12 protein-coding genes are annotated in these 14,319 nt (G+C 73.8%); 8 read left to right on the top strand and 4 right to left on the bottom strand.

From position 1 onward, the window contains the following. Nucleotides 1–13: 13 nt before the first annotated feature. From EDD93_RS00170 to EDD93_RS00155, 4 genes are all read right to left on the bottom strand, one after another. Nucleotides 14–847, bottom strand: a complete 834-nt coding sequence (locus EDD93_RS00170) for an NAD(P)H-binding protein (protein WP_123523225.1) — start codon at nt 845–847, stop codon at nt 14–16. 125 nt (nt 848–972) lie between these two features. Next, on the bottom strand, nt 973–1,899 hold the full coding sequence (locus EDD93_RS00165) for an aminoglycoside phosphotransferase family protein (RefSeq protein ID WP_123523224.1): 927 nt from the start codon (nt 1,897–1,899) through the stop codon (nt 973–975). 29 nt (nt 1,900–1,928) lie between these two features. After that, complete coding sequence (locus EDD93_RS00160) at nt 1,929–2,453, bottom strand: ferritin-like domain-containing protein (protein ID WP_123527513.1); 525 nt, start codon at nt 2,451–2,453, stop codon at nt 1,929–1,931. A gap of 11 nt (nt 2,454–2,464) precedes the next feature. Continuing rightward, nucleotides 2,465–3,004 (bottom strand): hypothetical protein, encoded by a 540-nt coding sequence (locus EDD93_RS00155; RefSeq protein WP_123523223.1) that lies wholly within the window; start codon nt 3,002–3,004, stop codon nt 2,465–2,467. A gap of 178 nt (nt 3,005–3,182) precedes the next feature. Between EDD93_RS00155 and rimP the strand changes: the two genes are divergently transcribed. From rimP to EDD93_RS00115, 8 genes are all read left to right on the top strand, one after another. After that, nucleotides 3,183–3,680: a ribosome maturation factor RimP gene (gene rimP, locus EDD93_RS00150; protein WP_123523222.1), complete on the top strand. Its 498-nt coding sequence runs from the start codon at nt 3,183–3,185 to the stop codon at nt 3,678–3,680. A gap of 2 nt (nt 3,681–3,682) precedes the next feature. After that, complete coding sequence (nusA, locus tag EDD93_RS00145; RefSeq protein WP_073739165.1) at nt 3,683–4,723, top strand: transcription termination factor NusA; 1,041 nt, start codon at nt 3,683–3,685, stop codon at nt 4,721–4,723. A 159-nt stretch (nt 4,724–4,882) separates the two neighbouring features. Continuing rightward, the gene (locus tag EDD93_RS00140) at nt 4,883–5,161 is read left to right on the top strand and encodes a YlxR family protein (protein ID WP_072489326.1); all 279 of its coding nucleotides are present in this window, start codon (nt 4,883–4,885) and stop codon (nt 5,159–5,161) included. Between the two features lie 154 nt (nt 5,162–5,315). Continuing rightward, entirely contained in the window at nt 5,316–8,438 is a 3,123-nt protein-coding gene (gene infB, locus EDD93_RS00135; RefSeq protein WP_123523221.1) for a translation initiation factor IF-2, read from the top strand. Between the two features lie 137 nt (nt 8,439–8,575). Beyond that, the gene (locus EDD93_RS00130) at nt 8,576–8,872 is read left to right on the top strand and encodes a DUF503 domain-containing protein (RefSeq protein WP_073739168.1); all 297 of its coding nucleotides are present in this window, start codon (nt 8,576–8,578) and stop codon (nt 8,870–8,872) included. 81 nt (nt 8,873–8,953) lie between these two features. Beyond that, nucleotides 8,954–9,406, top strand: a complete 453-nt coding sequence (gene rbfA / locus EDD93_RS00125; protein WP_123523220.1) for a 30S ribosome-binding factor RbfA — start codon at nt 8,954–8,956, stop codon at nt 9,404–9,406. Further along, nucleotides 9,403–10,305 carry a tRNA pseudouridine(55) synthase TruB gene (gene truB / locus EDD93_RS00120; protein WP_123523219.1) on the top strand — a complete coding sequence of 301 codons (903 nt, stop codon included), beginning with the start codon at nt 9,403–9,405 and terminating at the stop codon, nt 10,303–10,305. Before rbfA ends, truB begins: the two co-directional genes overlap by 4 nt. 191 nt (nt 10,306–10,496) lie before the next feature. Then, the gene (locus EDD93_RS00115; RefSeq protein WP_123523218.1) at nt 10,497–14,312 is read left to right on the top strand and encodes a serine protease; all 3,816 of its coding nucleotides are present in this window, start codon (nt 10,497–10,499) and stop codon (nt 14,310–14,312) included. Nucleotides 14,313–14,319: the final 7 nt, after the last annotated feature.

Raw genomic sequence — 14,319 nt, 5'->3', positions numbered from 1 at the left:
AGGCCCAGGCGATTCAGCGGAAGGCGTCGGCGTTCTCCGCGGCCCACTGCCGGAAGGGGCGGGCAGGTGCTCCGGTGACCCGCGAGACCGTGTCGCGCACCGTCAGCAGCTCGTCGTTCACGTCGCCGCCCGTGACGTCGAGCACCGCGTCAGCGGCCTCGGGCCCGAAGACCGCGGCCATCTGCGGGTACGCCTCCTGGCGGCTGATCCCGGCGAAGGGGACCTCCCGGCCCAGCGCGGCGGCTATGGCCTCGGCCTGCTGCCGGGCGGTCACCGGCTCCGGACCGGTCAGGGCGTAGGTCCGGCCCCGGTGGCCGGGCTCGGTCAGCGCCACCCGTGCCACCGACGCGATGTCCGCCGGGTGAATCGTCGGCAGCGGCGTGTCGGCGTAGGGCGCGTGAACGGTTCCGTGGCCGCGGACGGTGCCCGCCCACATCAGGGCGTTCGAGGCGAACTGTGTCGGCCGCAGGACCGTCCAGGCCATGCCGCTCGCCCTGAGCAGCCGCTCCACCGCGAGGTTCTCGCCGGCGGGGCCGAGGCGGGGGTGGGTCAGGACGGTGATGGACGACACCAGCACGACGTGCTCCACCCCCGCCCGCCGGGCGGCTTCGAGGATGTCGGCGTCCGGGCCGAGGCGCGAGACCAGGAACATCGAGCGCACCCCGTCCAGTGCGGGCTTCAGCGACGCCGGATCCGTGAAGTCGCCCCGTACGGCCTCGGCCCCGTCGGGCAGGACGGCCCGTGAGGCATCGCGGGTGAGCCCCCGGAGCGGCCCGGCACCGTGTGCGTGAAGTTCCTTCAGCAGGGCACGGCCGATGTTCCCGGTGGCGCCGGTCACGAGGATCATGAGCGTCTTCCCGTCGTCGGATGATGAACCCGACGACACGCTAGAAGCTCAATCGCGCTTCAGGTCAAGGAGCTTCAGGACCCGGGACCCATCGGACGGCCCGCACCCCGGCCGCCCGCGTCCGGCTACAGCCAGCCCGCGAACTCCAGCGTCACTTCGCCCTCCTGGCGGCGGCCCGCGGCGAGCGCCCGGGTGCCCGACTCCACCGCGCGGAACAGCGTCCAGCCGTGCAGCCGCTCGCGGTCCACCTCGAGGGCCTCCGCGAGGCGCTTGATCCTGCGCCGGGCGGTCATCGCTCCGCCGGAGGAGGCGATCAGGTCCTCCACCCGGTCGCGCACCAGCCGCGCCAGGTCGTAGGCCCGCTCGCCGACCAGCGGCTCGGGGCCCACGGTCAGCCAGGGCGCGCGCTCGCCCGCGAGCACCTTGCTCTGCCGGAAGTTGCCGTGCAGCAGCAGGGTCTCGGGGGAGTGGGCGAGCAGTTCCTCGCGCGCCGCCAGCGCCGCGGTGACCAGGGGGCCGAGATCCGGATCGGCCTCGGCTGCGGCCCGCATCGGCCCGGTCCGCAGCGCGGTCCGCTCCGCGACCGTCTCGAAGGCGTGAGCGGCGGGCGGCTCGACCCACAGCCGCCGTACCGTGCCCGCCGCCTCCAGCAGGGCCTTGGCCTCCGGCAGCGAACGCAGCGACACCTCGGGGTGCAGCCGCTCCAGGAGCAGGGCGCCGGCCCCGGCCTGTCCGGGGAGCAGATCCTCACCCGGCGCGACCAGCCGGGCCGCGCCCCAGCCGCCCCAGTGCGCCAGCGCCGCCCTTTCGAGCTCGGGCGCGGCCCCCGACGGAGAGATCTTCAGCGCCGCCGGGGCGCCGTCACCGCCCCGCACCAGGAGGACCAGGCTGCTGCGCCCGCCGGGGGCGGCGACCCGGTCCACGGACAGGTCCCGTCCTGCCAGGGCTCGTTCGGTCAGTTCGGGAAGCTCCGCGAGCCATTCCCCGGCGGCCGTACCCCCGTACGACTCGCCGAGCGCTCGCACCAGACGCTGCGGCGGTTCAAAACCCATACGTGCCGTGTTCCCTTTCAGAGCCTGCTTCAGTGCGACGCGCCGTTCCGGCCCTTCGCGTCCGGGCCGGTCTTCGCGTCGGTACCCGCCGCCTCGTCCTTCTCACCGGCACCGTCCTTGCGGGAACCGTCGGCGGCCCGCTCGACGAGCCCGGGAAAGGGTACGCCGCTGCCCCGCCAGCGAACCGCGCGCACCGCGGCCTCCCGCAGCGCGTCCGCGGCATCCCGCCGCAGCGGCCCGTCGGCGGCCCGTACGAGGTCGGAGTAGACGTCCGCCACCCGGTCCTCCAGCACGGCGGCGAGCCGCACCGCCGCGGCCGCGCCGGGCACCGCGAACGGCAGAGCGTACGCGGGGTCCGCCGCCACCGGTTCACCGCCCAGGCCGCGCACGGTGCGCACCAGCGCGTCGCGGCGGGCCCGGTGGGCGTGGTGCGCGGCGGTGGCCTCGGCGCGGCGGTCCGCGGCGACCCGGCCGCCCGCCACCCCGTACCCGTATACCGCGGCGTGTTCGGCGGCCAGGGCCGCCTGCGCGGCCTTCAGCGTCGCGTCGCGCAGGTCCTTGTCGCTCACGCCTTCGTCTCCTTGGCCAGTTCGGTCAGCAGGTAGGAGTGCGCCGAAGCGGCCGCCGCGACCGAGGCGAGCAGCCGGGCCAGCTCCGGCGGCGCGTCCAGCAGGGCCGCCGTGTGCGCGGCCGAGGCGCGGCGCTCGCCGGCGGCCAGGGCCTTGACGGCCTCCGGGGGGCTGCCTGCGGGCCGGGTGCGGACGAATTCGAGCGAGGCCCCGCCGCCCGGGGCGAGGGCCTGGACGTGGGCACGTACGGCGTCGCGCAGCGGGGTGAGTCCGGCCGAGGTCGCCGGATGGGCGGCGAGCACGTTCTCGTACTGCCCCAGCAGGGACGCGGACACACCGGCGGCCTTCTTCCGGAGCGAGGTCTCCGCCCGTACCGCCGAGGCACTGTCGGAGGCGGTCCGGGCGTCGGCGGGTGCCGAGCCCTTCCGGCCGCCGCTCTCGTCGGCGCCGTCTCCGCAGCCGGCCAGCACCGCCCCCATGGCGATCGCTCCCGTCGCGGTGAGCGCGCCCCTGCGCGTCGTCCCCGTGCGCCGCACCTGTTCTCCTTCGGGCCTGGACCTGTCTTGACCGGATGTGTCCGGAAGTGATCACCGCAGGCGAGCGTACCCGCGCTCGCGGGGCCGGCGGACGGCAACACCCCCTGGGACCGGATACCCTTTGACCCAGACACGCGACGATCCCCACAACAGCACACGCGGCCGAGGAGTCACCCGGATGAGCACCACCCAGAGCGAGAGGCTGCGCGGGCTGGTAGAACCGCTCGTCAGCGCCGAGCAGCTGGATCTGGAAGAGATCGAAGTGTCCCGGGCCGGCCGCCGCCGGGTGCTGCGGATCATCGTGGACTCCGAAGAGGGCGTGGAGCTCGACACCTGCGCGGATCTGAGCCGCGCGATCTCCGAGAAGCTCGACGAGACCGACGCGATGGGCGAGGAAGAGTACGTCCTGGAGGTCAGCTCTCCCGGCGCCGACCGCCCGTTGACCGAGCACCGCCACTACGTACGCAACACCGGCCGCCTGGCCAGGCTGACCCTGAACGAGGGCGGCGAGCTGGTGGCCCGCATCCTCGCGGTCGACGAGGAGGGCCTCGATCTCGAGGTCCCGGGCGTCAAGGGCCGCAAGCCCACGTCCCGCCGCATCGCCTTCACGGAGATCGCCAGGGCGCGCGTGGAGCTGGAATTCAACCGCAAGGACAAGAAGGAAGAGGAGGCGTAGCCGTGGACATCGATGTGAAGCTTCTGAAGGGCTTGGCGCAGGACAAGGAGATCCCGTTCGACGTGCTCGTCGAGGCGATCGAGTCGGCCCTCCTCATCGCGTACCACCGCACCGACGGCAGCCACCGCAGGGCGCGCGTGGAGCTGGACGAGCGCGGCCATGTGACGGTGTGGGCCAAGGAGGACCCGGCCGATCTGGAGGAGGGCCAAGAGCCCAAGGAGTTCGACGACACCCCGTCGGGCTTCGGCCGGATCGCCGCGACCACCGCCAAGCAGGTCATCCTGCAGCGGCTGCGCGACGCCGAGGACGACCGCACGTTCGGCGAGTACGCGGGCCACGAGGGCGATGTCGTCACCGGCGTCGTCCAGCAGGGCAAGGACCCGAAGAACGTCCTGGTCGACATCGGCAAGCTGGAGGCCATCCTGCCGGTGCAGGAGCAGGTGCCCGGCGAGGAGTACACCCACGGCCTGCGGCTGCGCACCTACGTCGTACGGGTGGCCAAGGGCGTGCGCGGTCCGTCGGTGACGCTGTCGCGGACCCACCCCAACCTGGTGAAGAAGCTCTTCGCGCTGGAGGTCCCGGAGATCGCGGACGGTTCCGTCGAGATCTGCGCGATCGCCCGCGAGGCCGGCCACCGCACCAAGATCGCGGTCCGCTCCACCCGTTCCGGACTCAACGCCAAGGGCGCCTGCATCGGCCCGATGGGCGGCCGTGTGCGCAATGTCATGGCCGAGCTGCTCGGCGAGAAGATCGACATCGTGGACTGGTCGGACGACCCGGCCGAGATGGTCGCCAACGCGCTCTCGCCCGCCCGGGTCAGCGAGGTCGAGGTCGTGGACCTCGGCGCACGCTCCGCCCGGGTCACCGTGCCCGACTACCAGCTGTCGCTGGCGATCGGCAAGGAGGGCCAGAACGCCCGTCTCGCCGCCCGTCTCACCGGCTGGCGCATCGACATCCGCCCGGACACCGAGACCGACGCCGAGCGCGACGTGGCCGACCGCGAGCGGGCCGAGCGGGCCCGGGAGCGCGCCGAGCGCAACTGATCCGGCGACCGGCCGGGGCGCGCGGAAGAGCGCCCCGAGGCCCGGTCCGGAGCGGCCCACAAGGAATAGATCTCGTCGACATGCCGCTGAGATCACGACAACATCCGTTCGATCTCTGCCCCAAACGGGTGAGGTCGTTACGGGGAGGTAGACTTAAACGTGTCTGGCCGGACGCACGCCCGCGCTTGCCCTGAGCGAACCTGTGTGGGTTGCCGGGAGCGAGCGGCCAAGAGCGAGCTGCTGCGCATCGTGGCGGACGGAGACGCTTGCGTCCCCGACCCTCGCGGTACGCTGCCCGGCCGGGGTGCATATGTACACCCCGCATCTGTCTGTCTCGACCTGGCGGTTCGCCGCCGGGCATTCCCCCGGGCCTTCAAGGCCAAGGGGCCGTTCGACCCCGCAGCTGTACAGCGGTTCGTCGAACGGGTGACACCGTAGGAACAGCAAATTGAACGGCACGGGTCCCCGTGCGGTCAGGTACCTCGCGAGTTGGAAGTAGGTCGAGATTGCGATGAGCACTCGATGAGTACGCGATGAGTACGCCCATGAAGTAGCGACGGTCCGGCGGTAACCCGGACCTAAAAGGAGCGAAGTGGCTAAGGTCCGGGTATACGAACTCGCCAAGGAGTTCGGGGTTGAGAGCAAGGTCGTCATGGCCAAGCTCCAGGAACTCGGTGAGTTCGTACGTTCGGCGTCCTCGACGATCGAGGCGCCGGTTGTACGCAAGTTGACTGACGCACTGCAGGGTCCCGGTGGCAGCGCCGCCGGCAAGTCCGCTGCAAAGCCTGGCGCGCCCCGCAAGGCCGCCCCCGTGAAGCCCGCAGCGCCCTCCCCGGCCGCTGCGGCACGTCCCGCTGCCCCGAAGCCCGGCGTACCGGCTGCCAAGCCGGCCGCCGACGAGGCCCCGAGCAGCACCCCCGCTGCGGCCGCCGCGCCGTCGGCGGGCCCGCGTCCGGGCCCCAAGCCCGCACCCGCGAAGCCCGCCCCGGTCACCCCGGTGCCCGCGGCCGAGTTCTCGGCCCCGGCCCCCGCGCAGCCGGCCGCACCGCAGCAGCAGCAGGCCCCGCGTCCCGCGGGTGCCACACCGGGTCCCCGCCCTGCCCGTCCGGCTCCGGCCGGCGGTCAGCGTGACGGTGGCCGCGACGGTGGTCAGCGTGACGGCGGCCGCGACGGTGCCCGTGGCGGCGACCGTCCGGCGCGTCCCGCAGGCCAGGGCGCCCCGCGTCCCGGCGCACGTCCGGCGGGTCCCCGTCCGGGCAACAACCCGTTCACCTCCGGTGGCTCGACGGGCATGGCCCGTCCGCAGTCGCCCCGTCCCGGCGGCGCCCCGCGTCCCGGTGGCGGCTCGGAGCGCCCCGGTGCCCCGCGTCCGCAGGGCGGCCCCGGCGGCGCCCCGCGCCCCCAGGGGCAGGGCGGCGCACGTCCGTCTCCGGGCGGCATGCCGCGCCCGCAGGCTCCTCGTCCCGGCGGCGCCCCCGGCGCCGGCGGTAACCGTCCCAACCCGGGCATGATGCCGCAGCGTCCCGCTGCCGGCCCGCGTCCCGGTGGTGGCCCCGGCGGTGGCCGCGGTCCCGGTGGCGGCGGCGGTCGTCCCGGCGGCGGTGGCGGCGCAGGCCGTCCCGGTGGCGGCGGCTTCGCAGGCCGTCCGGCCGGTCCCGGTGGCGGTGGCGGCGGTTTCGCCGGCCGTCCCGGTGGCGGCGGTGGCGCTCCCGGTCGTCCGGGTGGCGGCGGCTTCGGCGGTCGTCCCGGCTTCGGCGGGCGTCCCGGTGGCCCCGGTGCCCGTGGTGGCACACAGGGTGCCTTCGGCCGCCCCGGCGGTCCCGCGCGTCGTGGTCGCAAGTCGAAGCGGCAGAGGCGCCAGGAGTACGAGTCGATGCAGGCTCCGTCGGTGGGCGGCGTCATGCTGCCCCGCGGCAACGGGCAGGCTGTCCGGCTGTCTCGCGGTGCTTCGCTCACGGACTTCGCGGAGAAGATCAACGCGAACCCGGCGTCGCTCGTCGGCGTGATGATGAACCTCGGCGAGATGGTCACTGCCACGCAGTCCGTCCCGGACGAGACGCTGAAGCTCCTCGCGGACGAGATGAACTTCGTCCTGGAGATCGTCAGCCCCGAGGAGGAGGACCGCGAGCTGCTCGAGTCCTTCGACATCGAGTTCGGCGAGGACGAGGGCGGCGAAGAGGCCCTGGTCTCCCGTCCGCCGGTCGTGACCGTCATGGGTCACGTCGACCACGGTAAGACCCGGCTGCTGGACGCGATCCGCAAGACGAACGTCGTCGCGGGCGAGGCCGGCGGTATCACGCAGCACATCGGTGCCTACCAGGTCGGCGCCGAGGTCAACGGCGAGGACCGTCGCATCACCTTCATCGACACCCCGGGTCACGAGGCGTTCACCGCCATGCGTGCACGTGGTGCGAAGTCCACCGACATCGCGATCCTCGTGGTGGCGGCGAACGACGGTGTGATGCCCCAGACGATCGAGGCGCTGAACCACGCCAAGGCGGCCGACGTGCCGATCGTGGTCGCGGTCAACAAGATCGACGTCGAGGGTGCCGACCCGGTCAAGGTGCGCGGTCAGCTCACCGAGTTCGGTCTGGTGGCCGAGGAGTACGGCGGCGACACGATGTTCGTCGACATCTCCGCCAAGCAGGGCCTCAACATCGAGGCTCTCCTGGAGGCCGTCGTCCTCACCGCCGACGCCTCGCTCGACCTGCGGGCCAACCCGGAGCAGGACGCGCAGGGTATTGCGATCGAGTCCCACCTCGACCGAGGCCGGGGTGCCGTCTCGACCGTCCTGGTCCAGCGCGGAACGCTGCGCATCGGCGACACCGTGGTGGTCGGCGACGCGTACGGCCGTGTCCGGGCGATGCTCGACGACAACGGTCAGAACGTCCAGGAAGCGGGTCCCTCGACCCCCGTCCTGGTCCTGGGTCTCACCAACGTCCCGGGTGCCGGCGACAACCTCCTGGTGGTCGACGAGGACCGTACGGCCCGCCAGATCGCCGAGAAGCGTGCCGCTCGTGAGCGCAACGCCAACTTCGCCCGCAAGGGTGTCCGGTTCTCCCTGGAGAACCTGGACGAGGCGCTCAAGGCCGGTCTGGTCCAGGAGCTCAACCTCATCATCAAGGGCGACGCGTCCGGTTCGGTGGAGGCTCTCGAGTCCTCGCTGCTCCAGCTCGACGTCGGTGAAGAGGTCGACATCCGGATCCTGCACCGCGGTGTGGGTGCGGTCACCGAGTCGGACATCAACCTGGCGACCGGCTCCGACGCCATCGTGATCGGCTTCAACGTGCGCGCCGCAGGGCGTGCCGAGCAGATGGCCGACCGCGAGGGTGTGGACGTCCGGTACTACTCGGTCATCTACCAGGCGATCGAAGAGATCGAAGCGGCCCTCAAGGGCATGCTCAAGCCGGAGTACGAAGAGGTCGAGCTCGGTACGGCGGAGATCCGCGAGATCTTCCGCTCGTCCAAGCTGGGCAACATCGCCGGTGTGCTGGTCCGGTCCGGCGAGGTCAAGCGCAACACCAAGGCGCGCCTGCTCCGCGACGGCAAGGTCATCGCGGAGAGCCTCAACATCTCCGGGCTGCGCCGCTTCAAGGACGACGTCACCGAGATCCGCGAAGGCTTCGAGGGCGGTATCAACCTCGGAAACTTCAACGACATCAAGATCGACGACGTCATCGCGACGTACGAGATGCGCGAGAAGCCGCGAGGCTGACCCGTACCTCAACAGTCGGGGCCGGTCGACGGGTGGTATTTCCGTCGATCGGCCCCGGCCGTTCCGTGTACGGTTCTTGTGTCCCTGCCAAACACTGGTGGGGCACGAACCCGAACCGGCGGGACATCCGGACATACATGTATGTGGGGACACTGTCCTTCGACCTGCTTCTCGGCGACGTACGGTCGCTGAAGGAGAAGCGCTCCGTGGTCCGTCCGATCGTTGCCGAGCTCCAGCGCAAATACGCGGTGAGCGTGGCGGAGACGGGCGGCCAGGACCTCCATCGCAGGGCCGAGATCGGCCTCGCCGTGGTCTCCGGGGACACCGGGCACCTCACGGACGTACTGGACCGGTGCGAGCGGCTGATCGCCGGCCGGCCGGAAGTGGAGCTGCTGTCCGTACGGCGGCGGCTCCACAGCGACGAAGACGATTGAGCAGGACCGGCCGGGAACCGGAGGGCGGGCGACGCCGCCCCCGGCTCCCGGCCGGGTCCAAAGCGAGAAGGAGACGGACCAGTGGCCGACAACGCGCGGGCTAAGAAGCTGGCGGACCTCATCCAGGAGGTGGTCGCCGAGAAACTGCAGCGCGGAATCAAGGACCCGCGCCTGGGTACGCACGTGACCATCACGGACACCCGCGTCACCGGCGACCTGCGGGAGGCCACGGTCTTCTACACGGTCTACGGCGACGACGAGGACCGGGCGAGCGCGGCAGCCGGTCTGGAGAGCGCGAAGGGCATCCTGCGGTCGGCGGTCGGCGCGGCGGCCGGGACGAAGTTCACCCCCACGCTCGCCTTCATGGCGGACGCGCTCCCCGAGAACGCCAAGGCGATCGAGGACCTCCTCGACCGGGCACGCGCCTCGGACGCCAAGGTGCGCGAGGCGTCCTCGGGCGCCGCTTACGCGGGCGACGCCGACCCGTACCGCAAGCCGGAGGACGAGACCGACGAGGACACCGCCTCCGAATGACAGCGCAGAACAACAGGACGCCGGACGGCCTTGTCATCGTCGACAAGCCGTCCGGCTTCACTTCGCACGACGTCGTCGCCAAGATGCGCGGCATCGCCAGGACCCGCCGCGTCGGCCACGCCGGCACGCTGGACCCGATGGCGACGGGCGTGCTCGTGCTCGGCGTCGAGAAGGCCACCAAGCTGCTCGGCCATCTCGCGCTGACCGAGAAGGAGTACCTCGGTACGATCCGGCTCGGCCAGGACACCGTCACCGACGACGCGGAGGGCGAGATCACCTCGTCCACCGACGCCTCCGGAGTGACCCGTGAGGGGATCGACGCCGGGGTCGCCGCGCTGACCGGCGCCATCATGCAGGTGCCGTCCAAGGTCAGCGCCATCAAGATCGACGGCAAACGGTCCTACGCGCGGGTGCGCGGCGGCGAGGAGTTCGAGATCCCGGCCAGGCCGGTGACCATCTCGTCCTTCAACGTCTACGACGTCCGCGAGGCCGTCGCCGATGACGGCACCCCGGTGGTCGACCTGGTCGTCTCGGTGGTCTGCTCCTCCGGTACGTACATCCGGGCCATCGCCCGCGACCTCGGCGCCGGACTCGGCGTGGGCGGGCACCTCACCGCGCTGCGGCGCACCCGCGTCGGCCCGTACGGTCTCGACGGGGCGAGGACCCTGGACCAGCACCAGGAGGAGCTGACCGTGATGCCGGTGGCCGAGGCCGCCGCCTCGGCGTTCCCGCGCTGGGACGTCGACGAGAAGCGGGCCCGGCTGCTGCTGAACGGGATGCGGATCGACATGCCCGCCTACCCGCCGGGGCCGGTCGCGGTCTTCGGGCCCGACGGGCGCTTCCTGGTCCTCGTCGAGGAGCAGAAGGGCAAGGCCAAGAGCCTCGCCGTCTTCGGCTGAACGCCTCCGGTGTCCGCGCTGTGGAGCGGGCAGGGTCCCACGCCCGCTCCACAGGCACCTATCGCCTCCTGTCCATCGAATGCCCCTGATTCACCCCATTGAGCAGGCGCTCGGAGTGAATCAAGGGTGCGAACGGGGGCGCTTTTACTCCAATGGCCTCTTGTCGATCACGGTGGACCTAACGTCGGATCATGGGATGCGGGGACCGGGCGACGCTGGTACGACTGTGCGATTCGGCCGGCCGGCCGAGGGGGACCGGGTTCGTCGCTGACGACCGGGGCACGGTCGTGACCAGCCACGAGGCGGTCGACGGGGTCGGCCACCTCGTCCTGCACGGCACGGACGGGCGCAGCTGCCGCGTCGAAGCCGATGACATCACCGCCCTGCCCGAGCTGGATCTCGCGCTGCTGCCCACCGGCGGGCCGGAGGCGCTGGGCGCGCAGCCGCTGCCCATCGTGGAGCGGGAGCGGATCGAGGCCGGCAGCTACGTGACGATCGCCGCGCACGGCTGGCGCGAGGCCCGCGTCCTGGGCCCGGTCCCGGTGACGTACACGGCCGGCGGCGCCGCCCACCGGATCGGCCGGGCGCTGGAGCTGGCCCTCGGCACGGACGGCAGCGACGCGCTCCGGCTCGGCGGCGCGGCCGTGGGCGGGCCGGTCCTCGACCCGGACACCGGCGCGGTCATCGCGGTGCTCGGCACCTCCCTGCGGGCCGGCCACGCCGCCGCCGGATGCGCGGTGCCGTTGGCCGGGACGGGCGACGGCGGACCCCTGCGCGAGCTGCTGCGGCGCAACGCCATGAGCGTGCCCGGCTACGGCCGCGATCTGAACCTGGCCGGAGCCCTCCAGCTGACCGCCATGTCCGTCGGCTCGGCGGGCGGACACGGTGTCCGGCCCGATCCGGTGGAACGGCCCGCGACCACCGCGGAGTTCAGCGCGTTCGCCGCCGCCGGACCAGCGGTGGCCGGCCGGGCGAGCGCGGTCGTCCTCGGCCTCGTGGGGGAGCCGGGCACCGGCCGTACCACCGAGCTCGCCGCGCTCGCCGCCCGGCGGGCCCGGGGCCCGGTGCCCGCGCTCACCCTGTGGCTGCGCGGCGCCGACCTGCTGGCCGACGACACCTCCGTGGCCGACGCGATCGCCCGCACACTCGGGCAGGCCGGGCGCATCGTCACCGCCGCCGGAGCCCTCGGCGACATGGCCGCCGCCACCGCGGAACGGGTGGCCCGGCTGGCGGCGGACTCCGGCAGCCCGCTGCTCGTCCTGCTGGACGGCCCCGAGGAGATGCCGCCCGTCCTGGCGCACCGGCTGGCCCGGTGGAGCACCGGCACGGTCGGCTGGCTCCGGGAGAACGGGGCACGGCTCGTCGTCGCCTGCCGCCCCGAGCACTGGGAGACCGCCGGCGCACTCTGCCCGCCGGACGCGCTGCACCGCCCGGCCAGGCCCGCCCGGCGACTGCCGTCCGCCCTGCGCGTCGACGACCTCACCGTCGGTCAGGCCGAGCTCGCCCGGCAGCGGTACGGGCTCCCGCCCGACGCGCTCGCCGCCGGCCACGACCGGCACCCGCTCACCCTGCGGCTGCTGGCGGAGGTGCGCGAGGCGCTGCCGCCGGACACACCGGGGCGGCCGGACACCGAGGAGGTCTTCGGCGCCCACCTGGACCTGATGTGCCTGCGCATCGCGGTCCGGATCGCCGCCGAGTGCCGGCCGGCCCCGAGGGGCAGCGCGGTGCGGCGGCTGGCGGCGCAGGTGGCGGGCCAGGTCCACGAGGCGGCCCGGCGCTGCCTCGGGCCGGGGCAGGGGGAGCTGGACCGGACCGGGTTCGAGCAGGTCTTCCCGTGGCGCACGGGCTGGGCGTCGGCCGTGCTCACCGAGGGCCTGCTGGTCCCGGCGGGAGCGGGCTACCGCTTCGCGCACGAGGAGCTGGGGGACTGGGTCCAGGGCGCACATCTGGACCTGGACGCGGCGCTGCGGGCGCTGGTGCACCGCTGGCACGCCCCCGCTGCCGAGGCGGCGGAGAGCGGCGGCCGGGTTCCGCACCCCCGGCGCCCGGACACGGCCGAAGGCCCCGGCGCCGGCCACGCGGCCCCGGCCGGGGGAGCCGGGGACACCGAGCCGCGCACCCTCCCGGTGCCGCGCCACCGGATCGGACCCGTGATCCAGGCACTCCTGGTCCTGGGCCGCCGCCAGGGCCCCGCCGCGCTGGCCCACCGGCTGGCCGACCTGATCGAGGCGCTGGACCGGCTGCCGGCCGGAGGGGAGGGGACGGCGCTTAGGACCGGCGGACCGGACCCGTCACCGGACCCGTCACCGGACCCGTCACCGGACGCCCCGGGCGCTTCAGGAAACAGCACCGCCACCGCGGCGCGGCCGGGCGACGATCCCGCCGAGCCGCCCTCCGCCGAGGCCCCGTCCGCCGAGCCGTCCTCGGCCGGTGGCTGCCCGCCCCCCGACGCCCGCTGGTGGGCCGCGCATCTGCTCGCCGAGACGCTCCTGCGGGTGCCCGACGCCCGGCCGCACCTCGGCGTGCTCCGGCTGCTCACCGGGCGCATCGTCCGCAGTTCCGCCGAGGCCGGCGGGGCCGGTCCGCAGGGGGTGTACGCGGAGTTCGGGCCGTGGTTCTGGCGGCGGCTGCGGCTGCCCGAGGCGGACCGGATGGACCTGTTCCGCCGGCTCGTCCCCGCCGACGGACCGCCACGCGGCGAGGACGACGCCGACGGCGGGGGCTTCCTGGACGCGGTGGCACGCCGGCTCGCCGCCCATCCGCGTGCCCTCCAGCCGCTCCTGTGCACCTGGTTCACCGACGAACAGCCCATCGCGGCCGACCGTGAAGCCGCCCCGCGCCCCACCGTCGCGGCGGCCGCGCAGGACCTCCTCTACGCCCGCCGCGACCTCGCCGTGGACGACCTGGCCGACGCGCTGGTCTCCACCGACCACCCCCGGGCCGTCGAGCTGCTCGCGGCCCTGGCCGAGGACGAACCCTCCGCGCTCTGCCGGGCCGTCGAGCGCTGGTCCCGCGACGACGAACGCCGCGACCGGCGGATCGCGGCCGCCTCCTACGGGGCGGTCGTCGCACCGAACCTCACCCGCGAGGCCGACCGCGAGCTGCTGCGCCGCTCCGCCCTCGCCCTGCTGGCCCGCCCCGGCGACACCGAACTGCACGGGCCTGCGCTGACCCGGCTGGTGGCCGACCCGCAGACCAGGGACCGCTGCCTGCCGCAGGCCCTGCGCGCCTTCGCCGAGGGCGGCCCCCGGCTGTCCCCGGCCGCGCTCGCCGTCGCCCTGCCCACCCACCCCGACCAGGTGCTGGCCGCGTACCGCGAGCGCCTCCGGCGATCCGGCGACAGCGCCGGCGAGGTGCTGCGCGCCCTCGCCGGGATCGACGCCCCCGCGCTCGCCCTGCACGCCGCCGGGCTCGTACGGACCTACGTCGACAGCCACCCCGAGGACACCGTCCACACCGCCGCCTACCTCGACCGCAGGCTGGAGCACGGGCCCGCCGCCCGTGCCCTGCTGCTGCCCCTGCTGACCGGGCTGCTCCGGGACCGGCCGGCACCCGCGCCGGTGCGCGGTTCGCTCGCCGGGGTGCTGGCCTCGCCCGGCAGCCCGGCCTCGCAGCCACTGCGGGACGAGCTGCTGGAAGTGCTGCTGGAGTTCGAACAGGGCGCTGCGCACCGGGACCCGGTCGTCCTCGACGCGCTGCTGCGGGCCGCCGCGGCCGGCAGCGCCCGGCGCGGCCGGGCCCGCACCAGGGCCCTGGTCCACCGCACCGGGATGCTGCTCGTCCGGACGCCCGAGGGCGCCGCACGGTTCGACCGGCGACTGGTCGAACTCGCCCATGAGGTGGCCGGATTCGCCGCCATGGTCACCGGGTGGCTGGCGGACGCCCCGCAGGAGTGGGCGGTGGTCGTCGGTCCCGGCGCGTGGCGGACCGTGGAGGCACTCGGGGCCCCGATGCCCATGCCGATGCAGGCCGCAGAGCGTGAGCATGGCAGTCTTAGACCTGCGTAAGAGACAA

The organism is Streptomyces sp. 840.1 (genome assembly GCF_003751445.1).
Taxonomy (GTDB): domain Bacteria; phylum Actinomycetota; class Actinomycetes; order Streptomycetales; family Streptomycetaceae; genus Streptomyces.
Note: the sequence above shows the minus strand (reverse complement) of the source record. Positions and strands in the feature narration are given on the sequence as shown.

What these genes read in the sequence shown, in the direction of transcription:
- EDD93_RS00170 (WP_123523225.1), bottom strand. Translation starts at nt 847, where the DNA reads ATGATCCTCGTGACCGGCGCCACCGGGAACATCGGCCGTGCCCTGCTG.
- EDD93_RS00165 (WP_123523224.1), bottom strand. Translation starts at nt 1,899, where the DNA reads ATGGGTTTTGAACCGCCGCAGCGTCTGGTGCGAGCGCTCGGCGAGTCG.
- rimP (WP_123523222.1), top strand. Translation starts at nt 3,183, where the DNA reads ATGAGCACCACCCAGAGCGAGAGGCTGCGCGGGCTGGTAGAACCGCTC.
- EDD93_RS00130 (WP_073739168.1), top strand. Translation starts at nt 8,576, where the DNA reads ATGTATGTGGGGACACTGTCCTTCGACCTGCTTCTCGGCGACGTACGG.
- truB (WP_123523219.1), top strand. Translation starts at nt 9,403, where the DNA reads ATGACAGCGCAGAACAACAGGACGCCGGACGGCCTTGTCATCGTCGAC.
- EDD93_RS00115 (WP_123523218.1), top strand. Translation starts at nt 10,497, where the DNA reads ATGGGATGCGGGGACCGGGCGACGCTGGTACGACTGTGCGATTCGGCC.